14 protein-coding genes are annotated in these 13420 nt (G+C 74.0%); 9 read left to right on the top strand and 5 right to left on the bottom strand.

Annotation, left to right across the window (positions count from 1 at the left end):
- Positions 1-292 precede the first annotated feature (292 nt).
- Entirely contained in the window at positions 293-1084 is a 792-nt protein-coding gene (locus ACH4EB_RS27595) for an SDR family NAD(P)-dependent oxidoreductase (RefSeq protein ID WP_398350520.1), read from the bottom strand.
- Positions 1085-1171: 87 nt separating this feature from the next.
- On the opposite strand from ACH4EB_RS27595, the gene ACH4EB_RS27590 reads away from it, so the two are divergent.
- The 7 genes from ACH4EB_RS27590 (at position 1172) to ACH4EB_RS27560 (ending at position 7692) form a co-directional block, all read left to right on the top strand.
- On the top strand, positions 1172-2032 hold the full coding sequence (locus ACH4EB_RS27590) for a helix-turn-helix transcriptional regulator (RefSeq protein WP_398350519.1): 861 nt from the start codon (positions 1172-1174) through the stop codon (positions 2030-2032).
- Positions 2033-2309: 277 nt separating this feature from the next.
- The gene (locus tag ACH4EB_RS27585) at positions 2310-3269 is read left to right on the top strand and encodes an ABC transporter ATP-binding protein (RefSeq protein WP_398350518.1); all 960 of its coding nucleotides are present in this window, start codon (positions 2310-2312) and stop codon (positions 3267-3269) included.
- Positions 3266-4003, top strand: coding sequence for an ABC transporter permease (locus ACH4EB_RS27580; protein ID WP_398350517.1), 738 nt, complete (start codon positions 3266-3268; stop codon positions 4001-4003). Before ACH4EB_RS27585 ends, ACH4EB_RS27580 begins: the two co-directional genes overlap by 4 nt.
- Positions 4000-5238: a sensor histidine kinase gene (locus ACH4EB_RS27575; RefSeq protein ID WP_398350516.1), complete on the top strand. Its 1239-nt coding sequence runs from the start codon at positions 4000-4002 to the stop codon at positions 5236-5238. Before ACH4EB_RS27580 ends, ACH4EB_RS27575 begins: the two co-directional genes overlap by 4 nt.
- A 160-nt stretch (positions 5239-5398) precedes the next feature.
- The gene (locus tag ACH4EB_RS27570; protein ID WP_398350515.1) at positions 5399-5590 is read left to right on the top strand and encodes a hypothetical protein; all 192 of its coding nucleotides are present in this window, start codon (positions 5399-5401) and stop codon (positions 5588-5590) included.
- 132 nt (positions 5591-5722) lie between these two features.
- Complete coding sequence (locus ACH4EB_RS27565) at positions 5723-6361, top strand: response regulator transcription factor (RefSeq protein ID WP_398350514.1); 639 nt, start codon at positions 5723-5725, stop codon at positions 6359-6361.
- Positions 6362-6504: 143 nt separating this feature from the next.
- Positions 6505-7692, top strand: a complete 1188-nt coding sequence (locus ACH4EB_RS27560) for a PP2C family protein-serine/threonine phosphatase (RefSeq protein WP_398350513.1) — start codon at positions 6505-6507, stop codon at positions 7690-7692.
- Here ACH4EB_RS27560 and ACH4EB_RS27555 read toward each other — a convergent pair.
- Entirely contained in the window at positions 7685-8545 is an 861-nt protein-coding gene (locus tag ACH4EB_RS27555; protein ID WP_398350512.1) for a tetratricopeptide repeat protein, read from the bottom strand. The genes ACH4EB_RS27560 and ACH4EB_RS27555 overlap by 8 nt on opposite strands.
- A gap of 17 nt (positions 8546-8562) precedes the next feature.
- Complete coding sequence (locus tag ACH4EB_RS27550; RefSeq protein ID WP_398350511.1) at positions 8563-9573, bottom strand: GNAT family N-acetyltransferase; 1011 nt, start codon at positions 9571-9573, stop codon at positions 8563-8565.
- A 139-nt stretch (positions 9574-9712) separates the two neighbouring features.
- Between ACH4EB_RS27550 and fdxA the strand changes: the two genes are divergently transcribed.
- Together fdxA and dapC are read left to right on the top strand one after the other, a co-directional pair.
- On the top strand, positions 9713-10033 hold the full coding sequence (fdxA, locus tag ACH4EB_RS27545; RefSeq protein ID WP_019058397.1) for a ferredoxin: 321 nt from the start codon (positions 9713-9715) through the stop codon (positions 10031-10033).
- A 132-nt stretch (positions 10034-10165) separates the two neighbouring features.
- Entirely contained in the window at positions 10166-11263 is a 1098-nt protein-coding gene (gene dapC, locus ACH4EB_RS27540; RefSeq protein WP_398350509.1) for a succinyldiaminopimelate transaminase, read from the top strand.
- A gap of 77 nt (positions 11264-11340) precedes the next feature.
- Here the strand turns inward: dapC and ACH4EB_RS27535 are convergent, their stop codons facing one another.
- Both ACH4EB_RS27535 and ACH4EB_RS27530 read right to left on the bottom strand, forming a co-directional pair.
- A complete protein-coding gene (locus ACH4EB_RS27535; protein ID WP_398350507.1) occupies positions 11341-11910 on the bottom strand; it encodes an ATP-binding protein in 570 nt (189 codons plus the stop codon).
- 488 nt (positions 11911-12398) lie between these two features.
- Positions 12399-13409, bottom strand: a complete 1011-nt coding sequence (locus ACH4EB_RS27530) for a heavy metal transporter (RefSeq protein ID WP_398350506.1) — start codon at positions 13407-13409, stop codon at positions 12399-12401.
- Between the last annotated feature and the right edge of the window lie 11 nt (positions 13410-13420).

Below are 13420 nucleotides of genomic sequence, written 5' to 3'. Positions count from 1 at the left end.
GTACGTAGCCGGACCCGGTACGTCGAGCCGGACCCGGTACGTCGAGCCGGACCCGGTACGTCGAGCCGGACCCGGTACGTCGAGCCGGACCCGGTACGTCGAGCCGGACCCGGTACGTCGTACGGGTCCGGCTCGACGTCGTTCCGGGCGGCGCCCGCGACGCGGCATCGGCCCGGCCGGGGCGGGGCGACCGCCGCCACCGGGCCGCCCGCCGCCGCAGCGCTTCGGCACCGGGCCTCGGCCGGGCGCGACGCGAGGAGGCCCGCCGACCCAGGCCGGACTCCGGTCCGGCTCAGGCGTGCATGCCGCCGTCGACCCGGAGGACCGTGCCGGTGACGTAGGAGGCGCGGTCGCTGAGCAGCCAGGCGGCGGCCTGGGCGATCTCCTCCGGGGCGGCGGCGCGGCCCAGCGGCGTCTGCCGGTTGAGCTGCTCGATGGTGCCGGGTGACTTCTCGTCCCACTCGTGCAGCATCTCGGTGAGCGTGGTGCCGGGCGCGACGGCGTTGACGCGGATGCCCTCCGGCCCGTAGGTGACGGCCGCCGACGCGGTGAGACTGTTGACCGCCCGCTTCGCCGCGCCGTAGGCGGGCAGTTGCGGATTGCCGAGCAGGCTGCCGACGCTGGAGGTGTTCACGATGGCGCCGCGTCCCGCGGTGGCGCGGATGGCGGCGACCTCGGCGGTCATGGCCAGCCACGGACCCTTGAAGTCGACGGCGCTGACGAGGTCGAAGTCGGCTTCCGACAACTGGTCCATCGGGCCGGGCGGCTGCCCCGTCGCGCCGTTGTTGAAGGCCACGTCGAGCCGGCCGTACAGGTGCACGGCCCGGTCGACGGCGGCGCGGACGCTCGCCGCGTCGGCCAGGTCGCACACCACGTGGTCCGCGGTGCCGCCGGACGCCCGGATCTCCTCGGCCACCGCCTTGAGCTGAACCTCTGTCCGTGCGGCGAGGAGCACCCTGGCCCCTTCCCGGGCGAACAGCCGCGCCGCCGCGGCGCCGATGCCGCGACCGGCCCCGGTGATGAAGGCGACCTTGCCGGTGAGCAGGCCCGAGGTCGTGGTGGAGAGGGTCGGTGTGTTGTTCATGCCGACGAGCCTGGGGCCGGCCGCCCCGCTCAGCCAGGCACCGGCTGTACCTGGCTGGGCCGTCCGCCGCCCGCGCACACTGGTGAGGTGGACCGACACGTACGACGAGAACTCGGCGACTTCCTGCGCAGCAGGCGCGAACGCATCACCCCCGCCGACGTGGGACTGCCCGCCGGGGCGCGCCGCCGCACTCCGGGGCTGCGCCGCGAGGAGGTGGCGCACCTGGCGTTCATCTCGACCGAGTACTACACGCGGCTGGAGCAGGCCCGCGGCCCGCGCCCCTCCCGGGAGGTGCTGGCCCAGCTCGCCCGCGCGCTGCGCCTGTCGGACGCCGAGCGCGACCACCTCCACCATCTCGCCGGCGCCCCGCCCGGCCCCCGGCCGGGGCCGTCGCGCGAGGTACGGCAGAGCGTCGTCGACCTGCTGCGGCGGCTGCCGGAGGCCGCGGCGGTCGTCGTGTCGGCGACGTACGAGGTCATCGCCTGGAATGACCTGGCCGCCGCCCTGATGGAGGACTTCTCCGCCCTCCCGCGCCGGGACCGCAACCTCGTCCGGCGTGCCTTCCTCGGCCCGCATCCGAACGGCCGGCCGTTGTACGGGGTCTCGGACGCGGCCGCGTTCGCCCGGACCTCGGCCCAGCACCTGCGCGCCGCCGCGGCCCGCTACCCCGACGATCCGGAGGTGACCGGCCTGGTCGAGGAGCTTCTCGCCGGCAGCAAGGAATTCGCCCGGATCTGGGCCGCCCACGACGTGACCGCCCGGGCCACCCTCTGCAAGACCTTCGAGCACCCCCTCGTCGGGCCCCTGTCCGTGAGCTGTGACGTCCTGGACATCACCGACCGGGACCAGCGCGTCTTCATCTACACCGCCACCCCCGGCTCGCCGTCGGCCGAGGCCCTGCGGCTGCTGTCGGTCGTCGGCACGCAGCGCATGAGCGTGCCGGGCTGATCCAGCCCGGCCGGGACCACCGCCGCTGAGGGCCCTCGAACGGGGCCGCCCCTTGGCACCTCGGGCCGGTCCGGCGGGGCCACCGGTGAGCGCCCCGGGCAGGCACCGCCGGAGCCCCCGAGGGGCCCCGGCGGGACCGCCGACGGGCGCCCCGGGCCGACTCCATCGGAGCCCCCCCGAGGCGCCCCTCACGGGCCACCCCCATGACATCTGTCACCCCGTAGTTGCGACAGCCGACACTGCCGCGGGCCACCGCCCCACTGTGAAGCTGGAACACATGACGAGCACAGCCACCACCACAGAACGGCCCGCCGGGCGCCGGGCGGGTCCCGCGCCCGTGGTCAGTTTCCGGGGAGTCAGCAAGAACTACGGCGCCGTCCGGGCGGTGGCCGACCTGGACCTGGAGCTGTACCCGGGCGAGACCGTCGCCCTCCTCGGCCCCAACGGCGCCGGCAAGTCCTCCACCCTCGACCTTCTCCTGGGCCTGCGCAACGCCGATGCCGGGACCGTGTCGCTCTTCGGGACGAGCCCGCAGCGCGCCATCGAGCAGGGCAAGGTCGGCGCCATGCTGCAGAGCGGCGGCCTGATGACCGGCGTGAAGGTCCGTGAGCTGGTCGGGCTCGCCAGTGACCTGCACCCCGGCGGCTACCCGGTCGAGCAGATCATGGACGCCGCGGGGATCACCGAGATCGCCGACCGGATGGTCGACAAGCTCTCCGGCGGCCAGGAGCAGCGGGTGCGCTTCGCGCTCGCCACGGCCGGCGCCAACGATCTGATCGTGCTGGACGAGCCGACCACCGGCATGGACGTCTCCTCCCGGCAGACGTTCTGGGGCACCATGCGGACCCAGGCCCGGCAGGGCCGTACGGTGCTGTTCGCCACCCACTACCTCGAAGAGGCGGACGAGGTCGCGGACCGGGTGATCGTGCTGCACCGCGGCCGGGTGCTGGCCGACGGCACGGCCGCCGAGATCAAGGCGCGGGCCGGTGCCCGCCGGGTCACCTTCGACCTGGACGGGCCGATCGACCGCGAGGCGCTGCGCCGGCTGCCGTGGCTGACCTCCCTGGAGGTCTCGGGGCGTACCGTGCGTATCCAGTCCGAGGACGCCGACGCGACAATGCACGCCGCGTACGGCCTCGGCCTGTACCCGCGCAACCTGGAAGTGGCCGGACTCGGCCTGGAGCAGGCGTTCATCGCCATCACCGACGCAGCGACCGCCGAGGAGGCGGCACGATGACCACCCTGATCAAGCTGGAGATCGTCCGCTCGCTGCGGAACAAGAAGTTCATGTTTTTCTCGGTGATCTACCCGCCGGTGCTCTACCTGATCATCGCGGGTGGCGCCGACAGCAAGCCGATACCGGGCATGGAGCTGGACATGCCGCTGTACTTCATGGTCGCCATGGCGGCGTTCGGCGCGATGACCGCCGTACTGATCGGCAACAGCGAGGCGATCGCCAAGGAGCGCGAGAAGGGCTGGGTGCGGCAGCTCCGGCTGACCGCGCTGCCCGGACGTGGCTACGTCGCCGCGAAGATGGGCGCCGCCGCGACGGTCAGCCTGCCGTCCATCGTGCTGGTCATGCTCGTCGCCGCCACGGTCAAGGGGGTACGACTGGAAGCCTGGCAGTGGATCGCCATCCTCGTCGCCACCTGGCTCGGCAGCTTCGTGTTCGCCGCCCTCGGCGTCGCCATCGGCTACCTGGCCAGCGGTGACGCGGTCCGGCCCATCGCGATGATGATCTACTTCGTGCTGGCGTTCCTGGGCGGGCTGTGGATGCCGCTGACGATCCTGCCGGAGTGGGTGCAGAACATCGCCGAGTGGCTGCCGACCCACGCGTACGCCGCGCTCGGCACGGCCATCGAGGGCGGCCACGCCCCGGCCGCCAAGGACCTGGCCATCCTCGTCGGCTACCTGATCGTCTTCGCCGGCGGCGCGGGCTGGCTCTACCGGAAGGACACGCGTACGGCATGAAGGGTCCGGAGACCGAACACAACCCGGTGATGATCGGCTCGGCGCCCCGCACCCGCCGGCAGGCGCTGGTGAAGAGCGCCTGGGTCGTCATCTGGTTCCTGTACCTGGCGGGTCCGATCGGGGACCTGGCCGACGGCGGGCTGTCCCCGGCGCACGAGCTGCTGGGCTGCTTCGGTCTCCTGACGTTCGTCGCCGTCTACTTCGTCGTGCTCTTCCGGCACATGGCCCACCGGCCCTGCAAGGACCGGGCGGTCCGGGCGGCCGTGGCCTTCATCGCGGCGCTCGCCGTGCTGCTGGCCTCGGTCCTCGGGCCGAACTGGCTGGTGCTCTTCACCTTCGTGTGCGTCTCGGTGGCCGTCACCCAGCCGTTCAGCACCTCGCGGTGGGCCATCCCCGCCCTGACCGGCGTCCTCGTGCTGATCGGCCTGCGCCACGAGGGCGTGCGGGTCTACCTCTTCGCGTACGCCCTGCCCTGCCTGCTCAGCGGGTTCGCGATGGTCGGCGTGCAGTATCTGATCCGTACGACGAAGGAGCTGCGTGAGGCGCGGGAGGAGGTCGCGCGGCTCGCCGCCAACGAGGAGCGGCTGCGGCTCGCCCGGGATCTGCACGACCTCCTCGGCCACTCGCTCTCCCTGATCACGCTCAAGAGCGAACTGGCCGGGCGGATGCTGCCCGCCGAACCGGACCGCGCGGCCCAGCAGGTCGCCGATATCGAACGCGTCAGCCGCCAGGCCCTGGTGGACGTCCGCGAGGCCGTCACCGGCTACCGGCGCCCCCGCCTGGTCGTCGAACTGGCCGGGGCCCGTGCCGCGCTGCGCACCGCGGCGATCACGGCGGACATCGACCCGGCCGTGGAACAGGAGCACCGGGGGCTCGCCGAGGACGGGGAGGGCGCGCTGGCCTGGGCGCTGCGGGAAGCCGTCACCAACGTCGTGCGGCACAGCGGCGCCGACCGCTGCGAGGTGCTGCTCACGGAGGAGTGGGAGGCCGACGAACGGCGGTTCCTGTGCCTGTCCGTCATCGACGACGGCACCGGGCCACCGCGCGGCGGCGGCCACGACGGGAACGGCCTGAGCGGTCTGCGCGAGCGGCTCGCCCTGGCCGACGGCCGCCTGGAGACGGGCACCGCGCCGCGCGGCCGCGGCTTCGCCCTGCGCGCCTACGTGCCGCTCGGCAGCCTGCCGGTGTCCGGCTCCGCCGTTCAGCCCGCCGGGCACAGCCCGTCGGAGGCGTGAGGAAGGGCGCGCGCGAAGCCGCACGCCCCGGCGCTCGTACGGTACGGCCGTACGCACCGGAGGCTCCGGCGCACGCGTGCCCCCGCCCCCGCTCCGCCCGAAGGAGTGGCCCGGCGCGGGATCCGGCGCACCGGCGCGCCGCGCGGTGCAGGCTGGCGCCATGCCACCCATCGACCCCAGGGCCGTCATCCGTCCCCCCGCCCCGCCCGGCTGCCCGGCCTGCCGCGACCGGCGCCGCCTGTGGAAGGACACCAGCGACTCGGGCCGGGCACAGGAGACCTGGCACTGGTGGTGCTCCGGCTGCCGGCAGACCTTCGAGCCGACACCGCAGCACAAGCGCTACTACATCTGACCTGCCTGACCCCGCCCGACTTCCTGACCCGCCGCCCCTGCCTCCCGCTGCCCGCCGTCCGCCCCACCTCCTGCCGACCCCTGGCCGAACCCCGCTGACCTGCGATTTTCCCCGCCTGGCTAGGGTGGCCGTATGACTGACCCGCACGGCGAGCAGCCCGTGAAGAAAGTCCGCCTCCTCCTCGCCGAGGACCAGTCCATGGTCCGTGAGGCGCTGGCCGCGCTGCTGGGGCTGGAACCCGACATGGAGGTCGTGGCCCAGGCCGCGCGGGGTGACGAGGTGGTCGGCGCGGTGCGGGAACAGCCCGTGGACGTGGCCCTGCTGGACATCGAGATGCCCGGTCTCAGCGGTCTGGACGCCGCCGCGCTGCTGCGCGCCGAGTTCCCGGCGCTCAAGGTCGTCATCCTCACCACCTTCGGGCGGCCCGGCTACCTGCGCCGCGCGATGGAGTCCGGCGCCGACGCGTTCCTGGTCAAGGACGCCCCGGCCGCTCGGCTCGCGGACGCCGTCCGGCGGGTGCTCGGCGGTGAGCAGGTCATCGACCCGGCGCTCGCCGCGGCGGCGCTGTCCGAGGGGGCGAGCCCCCTCACCGACCGGGAGTGCGAAGTGCTGCGCGCGGCCGCGGACGGCTCCACCAACGCCGAGATCGCCGCCGCCCTCCACCTCTCGCACGGCACGGTGCGCAACTACCTGTCCACCGCGATCCAGAAGACGGGCGCCCGCAACCGCGCCGAAGCCGCCCGCACGGCCCGCGCCAAGGGCTGGTTGTAGCCCGCCGGCCGCGGCCCCGCGCCGGGCGCGGCAGCCCGCCCGGCGGCCGTCCCGCGCGGTGAGCAGTCTCACCCCCGCACCCGTCTCACCAGGACTTTCGACCCTGTGCGGGGTGCGGCGGCGGGCGCAGGCTGGGAAGAGTGATGACTTTCCAGCGCTCCCCGGCACGTGACCGCGGTGTGGCGGTGCTGCTGATCGTCGCGACCCTGGCCATCACGCTGGCGGACGCGGGGACCGGCCCGCAGCTCCACTTCGCCCTGTTCATGGGCATCGCGCCGCTGATCGCCGCGCTGCGCTGCAGTTACCGGTGGACCGGCGCGGTGGCCGCCGTGTATCTGCTGTGCCAGGTGCTCATCCAGGTGCGGCTGGTGCCGGAGTGGTCCGTGGCCAGCAAGGTCGTCGGGGTCTTCGGGGCGCTGCTGGTCGCCGTGTTCGCGCTGGTGCTGTGCCGTACGCGGCTGGAGCGGGAGGCGCTGTACGCCCGGACGAGCATGGTCGCCGACGCCGTGCAGCGGGAGATGCTGCGCGAGCTGCCGCTGACCGCCGGGCCGTTGGAGGCGTACGGGTTCTATGTCTCCGCGCAGGAGGGCGCCCGGGTCGGCGGGGACATCTACGAAGCCGTGGAGACGCCGCACGGGCTGCGGCTGGTGATCGGTGACGTGCAGGGCAAGGGGATGCCCGCGATCGGCGCCGGGCACGAGGTGCTGGCCTCCTTCCGGGAGGCGGCGTACTACAAGGACAGCCTCGAAGCCGTCGCCGAGCGGATGGAGCAGGCGCTGGCCCGCTACAACGTCCGCTCCGCCGAGCGCGGCGGCCAGGAGAGGTTCGTCACCGCGCTGCTGCTGGAGGTGCGCGGCGAGGACGGCACGAAAGTGCTCTCCTGCGGCCACATCCCGTACTACCTCGTACGGGGCGGCCGGGTCACCGAGCGCAGCGACGGCGAGGGCGGCCTGCCCCTGGGGCTGGGCCGGCTCACCGACGAGACGCGGCAGAGCGTGGCCGTCGAACCGGTGGCGGACGACTGGATCGTGCTGTGCACCGACGGTGTGACCGAGGCCCGCGGCGCCGACGGCTCCTTCTACCCGCTGGCCGACCGCCTGGCCCGCTGGGTGCACCTGGAGCCGGACGAGCTGGCGCGTACGCTCCGCGCCGACCTGGAGCGGTTCACCGGTGGTCAGCTCAAGGACGACGCGACCGTCCTGATCGTGCGCCGTGCCCCGCACACCGCCCGGCCGGAGGCGGCGGACGCCACCGCGGCCGGCGCCCCGCAGGACCGGGACCGCCGGCCGCGGTCCGGGGGCCGGGACAGGGCGATGACCGGGATCAGTTGAGCATGGCGCGGGCCGCGGCCGCCTGACGCCGCACCGCCGCCGCGGCGGCCGGATCGACCTCCTCCACCACCTTCGCGTACTCCTCCAGCCCGGCCGCGCCGCCCAGGAAGTCACCGCGCCGTACGAGCAGTTGCGCGTGGTCGTGGCGCAGCCGCGCCGGGTGGCTGGGCAGCAGAAGGGACAGCTCGACCGCCCAGAGCTGCACGTCGCTGCGCTCCGGCCGGGCCGCCGCCCACGCCCGGATGTTGTTCAGGACGCGCAGCACGATCTCCAGCGGGTCGGCCGGCGCGAGCATCTGCTCGGTCAGCGGCGCCCCGGTCGCGCCCGCGACCAGCACCCCCGCGTCCTCGTCGGTGAGCAGCCGCCCGCCGTCGAAGGGGTCGGCGAGGACGTGCGCGCCGTACGGGTCGCCGAAGCCGACGACGAAATGGCCCGGCAGCGCCACTCCGTAGACGGGGGCGCCCGCCCGCCGCGCGACCTCGATCCACACCACCGACAGCAGGATCGGCAGGCCCCTTCGGCGCCGCAGTACCTCGTGCAGCAGGGACGACTCCAGCCGCCGGTAGTCGGTGGGCGTGCCGCGGAAGCCGAGGCGCGCGCCGAGCAGTTCGGCGACGTTGCGGGCCCAGGGGCGCGGGCCGCCCGTCGGCGCGTACGGCAGCCGCCCGGCCAGCGCGTCCAGTTCCGTCTGCGCCGCGTCCACGCCCGCCGTGTTCAGCGCGGGATCGGCCTCCGCCGCGATCAGCAGGCACAGCCGGGCGAGGTCCGGCCGTTCGTCGCGCGCGGCCTCGGTGAACTCCCGGCGCCGCTCGGCGGACGTGCCGTCCCCGTTCGGGTCCGGGTCCGGATGCATACGAGGTTCGTACCCGTTCAGTTCGGGCCTCCCTGGGAGGCGCGCCAGTGGTGGTAGTGGTGGTGGGTGACGAAGCCCAGCGCGTCGTACAGCGCGCGGGCGTCGTGGTTTTCCGTCTCGACCTGGAGGTACGCGGCCGACGCGCCCTCGTCCAGGGCCTTGCGGGCGAGCGCCGCCATCACGGCCGAGGCCAGGCCGCGCCGCCGGTGCCCCGCGCCGACCTCGACGGCCGCGAAGCCGGCCCAGCGGCCGTCCACCACGCACCGCCCGATCGCGGCCACTTCCCCCGCGTCGTCCGGCACGCTCGCGAACCACACGGACGGGCCGCCGTGCAGGACCTTGAGCACCTCGGGCCCCGGCTCCGCGGACCGCCGGTAGCGGCGCAGCCAGTCCGGCCCGGCCTCCCGGGTGAGCGCCACCCGGGACACGTCCGCGTCCAGGTCGCCGACGGGGGCCAGCGCGGCGGTGCGCAGCTCCGCCGTCACCTCGCGCGTCCAGCCGCGCCGGTCCAGTTCGGCCGCCAGGTCCTCCTGGGTGCCCGGGGCGCCCGTACTGACCTGTATGTACGCGGGCAGTGAGCGTTCCGCGTACCAGGCGCGCACCCGTTCCAGGGCGGCGGCGGGCGGCAGTCCCGGATCGCCCAGGGGAGCCACCGAGTTGGCCCGCCGGGTGAATCCGCCGCTGGCCCGCAACTGCCACTCGCCCAGCCACTCGCTCTCCACCGGCGGCCAGCCGCGGGCGGCCACCCGGTCCAGTTCGGGCGCGCTCGTGGCGGGGGAGCGGCGGCGGGCCGGGGCCGCCGGCACCGTCTTCCCGGCGACCAGGGTGGCCTCGGCGATCCGGACGGTCTCTCCGTTCCGGCGTGTGATGCTCAGCACACCCGCGTCCCAGGATGTGAGGACACCGACCGTGTCGGTGAACTTCGCGGCCCCCTCCCCGGCGCCGCCGAGGCGCCGGACAGATACCCTTTTGCCCACGTCAGCACGGGTGATGTGGACCTCCAGCCGTCCGCCGGTAGTGAATTCCACGGCTCTACCCGCCCCTCTTGTTCGTCTCGTGCCCGGGAACGGAGATACTAGGTGCGGGCATCGACGACGCCGCGCTCCCGCGCGCCCCGCGGCGGAACTGCCAATCGGTCCGCCAGCCCTACCGAGGAGGAACGACAGCGTGACCTACGTCATCGCGCAGCCTTGTGTCGACGTCAAGGACAAGGCATGCATCGAGGAGTGCCCCGTCGACTGCATCTACGAGGGCTCCCGGTCCTTGTACATCCACCCGGACGAATGCGTTGACTGCGGCGCCTGCGAGCCGGTCTGCCCGGTCGAGGCGATTTTCTACGAGGACGACACTCCGGAGGAGTGGAAGGACTACTACAAGGCGAACGTCGAGTTCTTCGACGAGCTCGGTTCGCCCGGTGGTGCCAGCAAGCTGGGCCTGATCGAGCGCGACCACCCCTTCGTCGCAGCGCTGCCGCCGCAGAACCAGTAAGCGGCCGCATGGCGCCGCCCCGGTCCCGTACGGCCGGCCTCCCCGTCTCCTGAGACCGGGGTGCCGACGCCGCACGGGGCCGAGGCGTTTCCAGCCCTGTGCGGCCAGAGGAACGTGAGGAAAGAGAGCAACGTGGGCACCGTCTCATCCCGTCTTCCGGTCTTCCCCTGGGACCGGCTGGAGCCGTACAAGACCACGGCGGCCGCGCACGCCGACGGCATCGTGGACCTGTCCGTCGGCACCCCGGTCGACCCCGTGCCCGCGCTGATCCGAAAAGCCCTCACGGACGCCGCCGACAGCCCCGGCTACCCGACGGTGTGGGGCACCGCCGCCCTGCGCGACGCCATCACCGGCTGGGCCGGGGAGCGGCTCGGCGCCACCGGCCTGGCCCACACCAACGTGCTGCCGGTCGTCGGCTCCAAGGAACTGGTCGCCTGGCTGCCGACCCAGCTCGGCCTGGGCGCCGGCGACCGCGTGGCGTACCCGCGCCTGGCCTACCCCACCTACGAGGTGGGCGCGCGCCTGGCGGGCGCCGAGCCGGTCGTCTACGACGACCCGTGGGAGCTGGACCCGTCCGGCCTCAAGCTGCTGTGGCTGAACTCGCCGTCCAACCCCACCGGCCGCGTACTGAGCGCCGACGAGCTGCGCCGTACGGTCGCCTGGGCGCGCGAGCACGACGTCCTGCTCTTCAGCGACGAGTGCTACATCGAACTGGGCTGGGAGGCCGACCCGGTCTCCGTCCTGCACCCGGACGTCTGCGGCGGTTCGTACGACGGCATCGTGGCCGTCCACTCGCTGTCCAAGCGCTCCAACCTGGCCGGCTACCGCGCCGCCTTCCTCGTGGGCGACGCGGCGGTCCTCGGCGAACTGCTCCAGATCCGCAAGCACGGCGGCATGATGCTCCCGGCGCCGGTGCAGGCCGCCACGGTCGCGGCGCTCGGCGACACCGAGCACGTCGGCGAGCAGCGCGAGCGCTACGCCCGCCGCCGGACGGCCCTGCGCGAGGCCCTGGAGGCCGCCGGCTTCCGCGTCGAGCACAGCGAGGCCTCGCTGTACCTGTGGGCGACGCGCGACGAGTCGTGCTGGGACACCGTCGGCGACCTCGCCAAGCGCGGCATCCTGGTCGCGCCGGGCGACTTCTACGGAAGCGCCGGGGAGCGGTTCGTACGGGTCGCCTTCACGGCCACCGACGAGCGGGTGGACAAGGCCGTACGGCGCCTGGGGCAGTAGCTCCGTACCCGCCGGACAGCCCGGAGCGGACGCCGTACCTCAGGCGTCCGCTCCGGGCTTCGCTGTGCGGCGTTCCGTTAGCTGATGGGCAGCCCGTTCGTCGGCAGCAGGTCCGAGGCCAGACCGCTGTCGCCGACCGCCTGGGCCAGGCCGTCGGTGGACAGCGAGTCGGTCAGGCCGTCGGTGGACAGGCCGTCGCCCGGCAGCGAGTCGGTCAGGCCGTCGGTCGGCAGGCCGTCCTCGGTGGCGGTGTGGAGGGTGTCGGTGAGGATGTCCCCCGCGCTGTCCGCGGTGTCGCTGGCGGCGTTGCCCGCGGCCTGCTTCGCGGCCGGAGCGGTCTCGCCGAGCGTCTTGCCCGCGGTCTTGCCGGCGGTCTTGCTCAGGGCCGGGACGGCCTTGCGGACGACCTTGCTGCCGGCCTCGGTGGCGTTCGCGCCGGTCTCGCCGGCGAGGTCGCCGGCACCCTGCACCGCGCCGTCGGCGGTGTCGGCAAGGCTCGCGGTGTCCACTGCGGTCAGTCCGCCCAGGTCGGACGACTTCGGCAGTTCCACGGCGCTCGCGGAGCCTGCCGCACCGACCACGGGGGCTGCGCCTGCTGCGACCAGCAGCGCGGCTCGGGCGATCCGACGCGAGAGGGGGAGGGACATGGTGCTCCTTTTACGGAGAGGGACTGGTTCTTCTGACAGACGTGCCGTGTCCGCCGGCGGGGCGCGGTGGCTGCCGGACGCACGACGTGACTACCGCGTCAGGCCCGCGAAGGTTGCGGCACGGCCGGTAAAGAATCAGTGGGGGGTCACATAATCTGCTCCGGAGGAATCCGGGCAAACTGCGCCGTGCGCAGTACGGTGCTGAAACGTCACACCGCGCGCTCCGCAAGGGCTGCATGCCGTTCGAGTGACCCTGGTGGCGGTGACGCGGTGCCGCTGCCCGGGGTTGACGACGTTAACTCGCCCGAGCGACCCGCCGGACGGCTGCGCGGTGACCACGAGGCTGACGACGTGACGGCCGTACGGGGGAAGACGCGGCGCCGTACGAAGGTCCCGGCGACCGCCGGACGACCGCGCCACCGGCCCGGCGACACCGCTCGCCGCACCCCGCGCGCCGCCCCCCCCCGCTCCGGGCGCCGCTCAGGCCCTCACTTCGCGGTGACGATCCGTACGTCCGTACCGGAAGCACGCGCCGCCGCACCGGTCGCCCGCTGCCAGCCCTTCCCGGAATCTGCCGCGGACCACATCTTCCCGGCGTAGGAAATCTGCTCGATGCCCAAGGCCCCGGAGTGGGCCATCGCCCAGGTGGCCAGCTCCCAGCCGCGCCGCTGCGTCCGGGCGGCGCTCCCACCCGCGGCCGCGCCGCCGGCCTGCCCTGCCTCCGCGGCCTCGGTACCGGAGTCCGCGCCGTCGCCGTGGGAGACCGGCCGCGCGGGCACCGTCAGCACCCGGTCGCCGTCCTTGCCGCCCGGCGCCGCCCCGTCCGGGTGCGGCAGGACGTCGGGCCCGAACTCGCGCACCAGCTTCCTGCGCACCCCGTCCGTACCGCCCGGCTGCTTCCGGTCCGCGGGGCGGTTCACCGAACACGTCATCGCCGCCCCGTCGCGCCCGGTGAGGGCGCCGGTCAGCAGCGCGGCGTTCGGCTCGTGCTTGGCGTACGCCTGGGGGTAGCCGCTGCGCTGCACCTTCTGCGCGGCCACCGTCAGCGGCAGCCGCGAGTAGCCCGGCACCTTGGCCAGGTGGGTGTAGAACTCCCCGGCCGAGTAGACCGGGTCCATGATCTGCTCGACGGTGCCCCAGTCCTGCGACGGCCGCTGCTGGAAGAGGCCGACCGAGTCGCGGTCGCCGAAATCGATGTTGCGCAGCCCGGACTCCTGCATCGCGGTCGCCAGGGCGATCGTCACGGCCCGCTCCGGCAGCCCGCGCGCGGAGCCGACCGCCGAGATGGTCGCGGCGTTCGCGGCCTGCTCCGGCGAGATCTCGTACGGCGCGCCGCCGTCCGCGCTCCGCACCGAGCAGCGCGGCGCACCCGGACCGCCGGTCACGTACTGCACGACGAGGTACACGGCCAGCCCGACGAGCACGGCGAAGGCCGCGCCGACACGCAGGAGGCGCTTGCTGCGGGTGCCGCGGGCGGGGGCGGTGGGCTGGGGGGACACGCAGCCAACGG

This window comes from Streptomyces sp. NPDC018045 (assembly GCF_044327445.1).
Lineage (GTDB): Bacteria > Actinomycetota > Actinomycetes > Streptomycetales > Streptomycetaceae > Streptomyces.
Note: the sequence above shows the minus strand (reverse complement) of the source record. Positions and strands in the feature narration are given on the sequence as shown.

Excerpts from the sequence above, each read along its gene's own strand:
- ACH4EB_RS27595 (WP_398350520.1), bottom strand. The coding sequence starts at position 1,084 with ATGAACAACACACCGACCCTCTCCACCACGACCTCGGGCCTGCTCACC.
- ACH4EB_RS27585 (WP_398350518.1), top strand. The coding sequence starts at position 2,310 with ATGACGAGCACAGCCACCACCACAGAACGGCCCGCCGGGCGCCGGGCG.
- ACH4EB_RS27580 (WP_398350517.1), top strand. The coding sequence starts at position 3,266 with ATGACCACCCTGATCAAGCTGGAGATCGTCCGCTCGCTGCGGAACAAG.
- ACH4EB_RS27575 (WP_398350516.1), top strand. The coding sequence starts at position 4,000 with ATGAAGGGTCCGGAGACCGAACACAACCCGGTGATGATCGGCTCGGCG.
- ACH4EB_RS27570 (WP_398350515.1), top strand. The coding sequence starts at position 5,399 with ATGCCACCCATCGACCCCAGGGCCGTCATCCGTCCCCCCGCCCCGCCC.
- ACH4EB_RS27565 (WP_398350514.1), top strand. The coding sequence starts at position 5,723 with ATGACTGACCCGCACGGCGAGCAGCCCGTGAAGAAAGTCCGCCTCCTC.
- ACH4EB_RS27560 (WP_398350513.1), top strand. The coding sequence starts at position 6,505 with ATGACTTTCCAGCGCTCCCCGGCACGTGACCGCGGTGTGGCGGTGCTG.
- ACH4EB_RS27555 (WP_398350512.1), bottom strand. The coding sequence starts at position 8,545 with ATGCATCCGGACCCGGACCCGAACGGGGACGGCACGTCCGCCGAGCGG.
- ACH4EB_RS27535 (WP_398350507.1), bottom strand. The coding sequence starts at position 11,910 with ATGTCCCTCCCCCTCTCGCGTCGGATCGCCCGAGCCGCGCTGCTGGTC.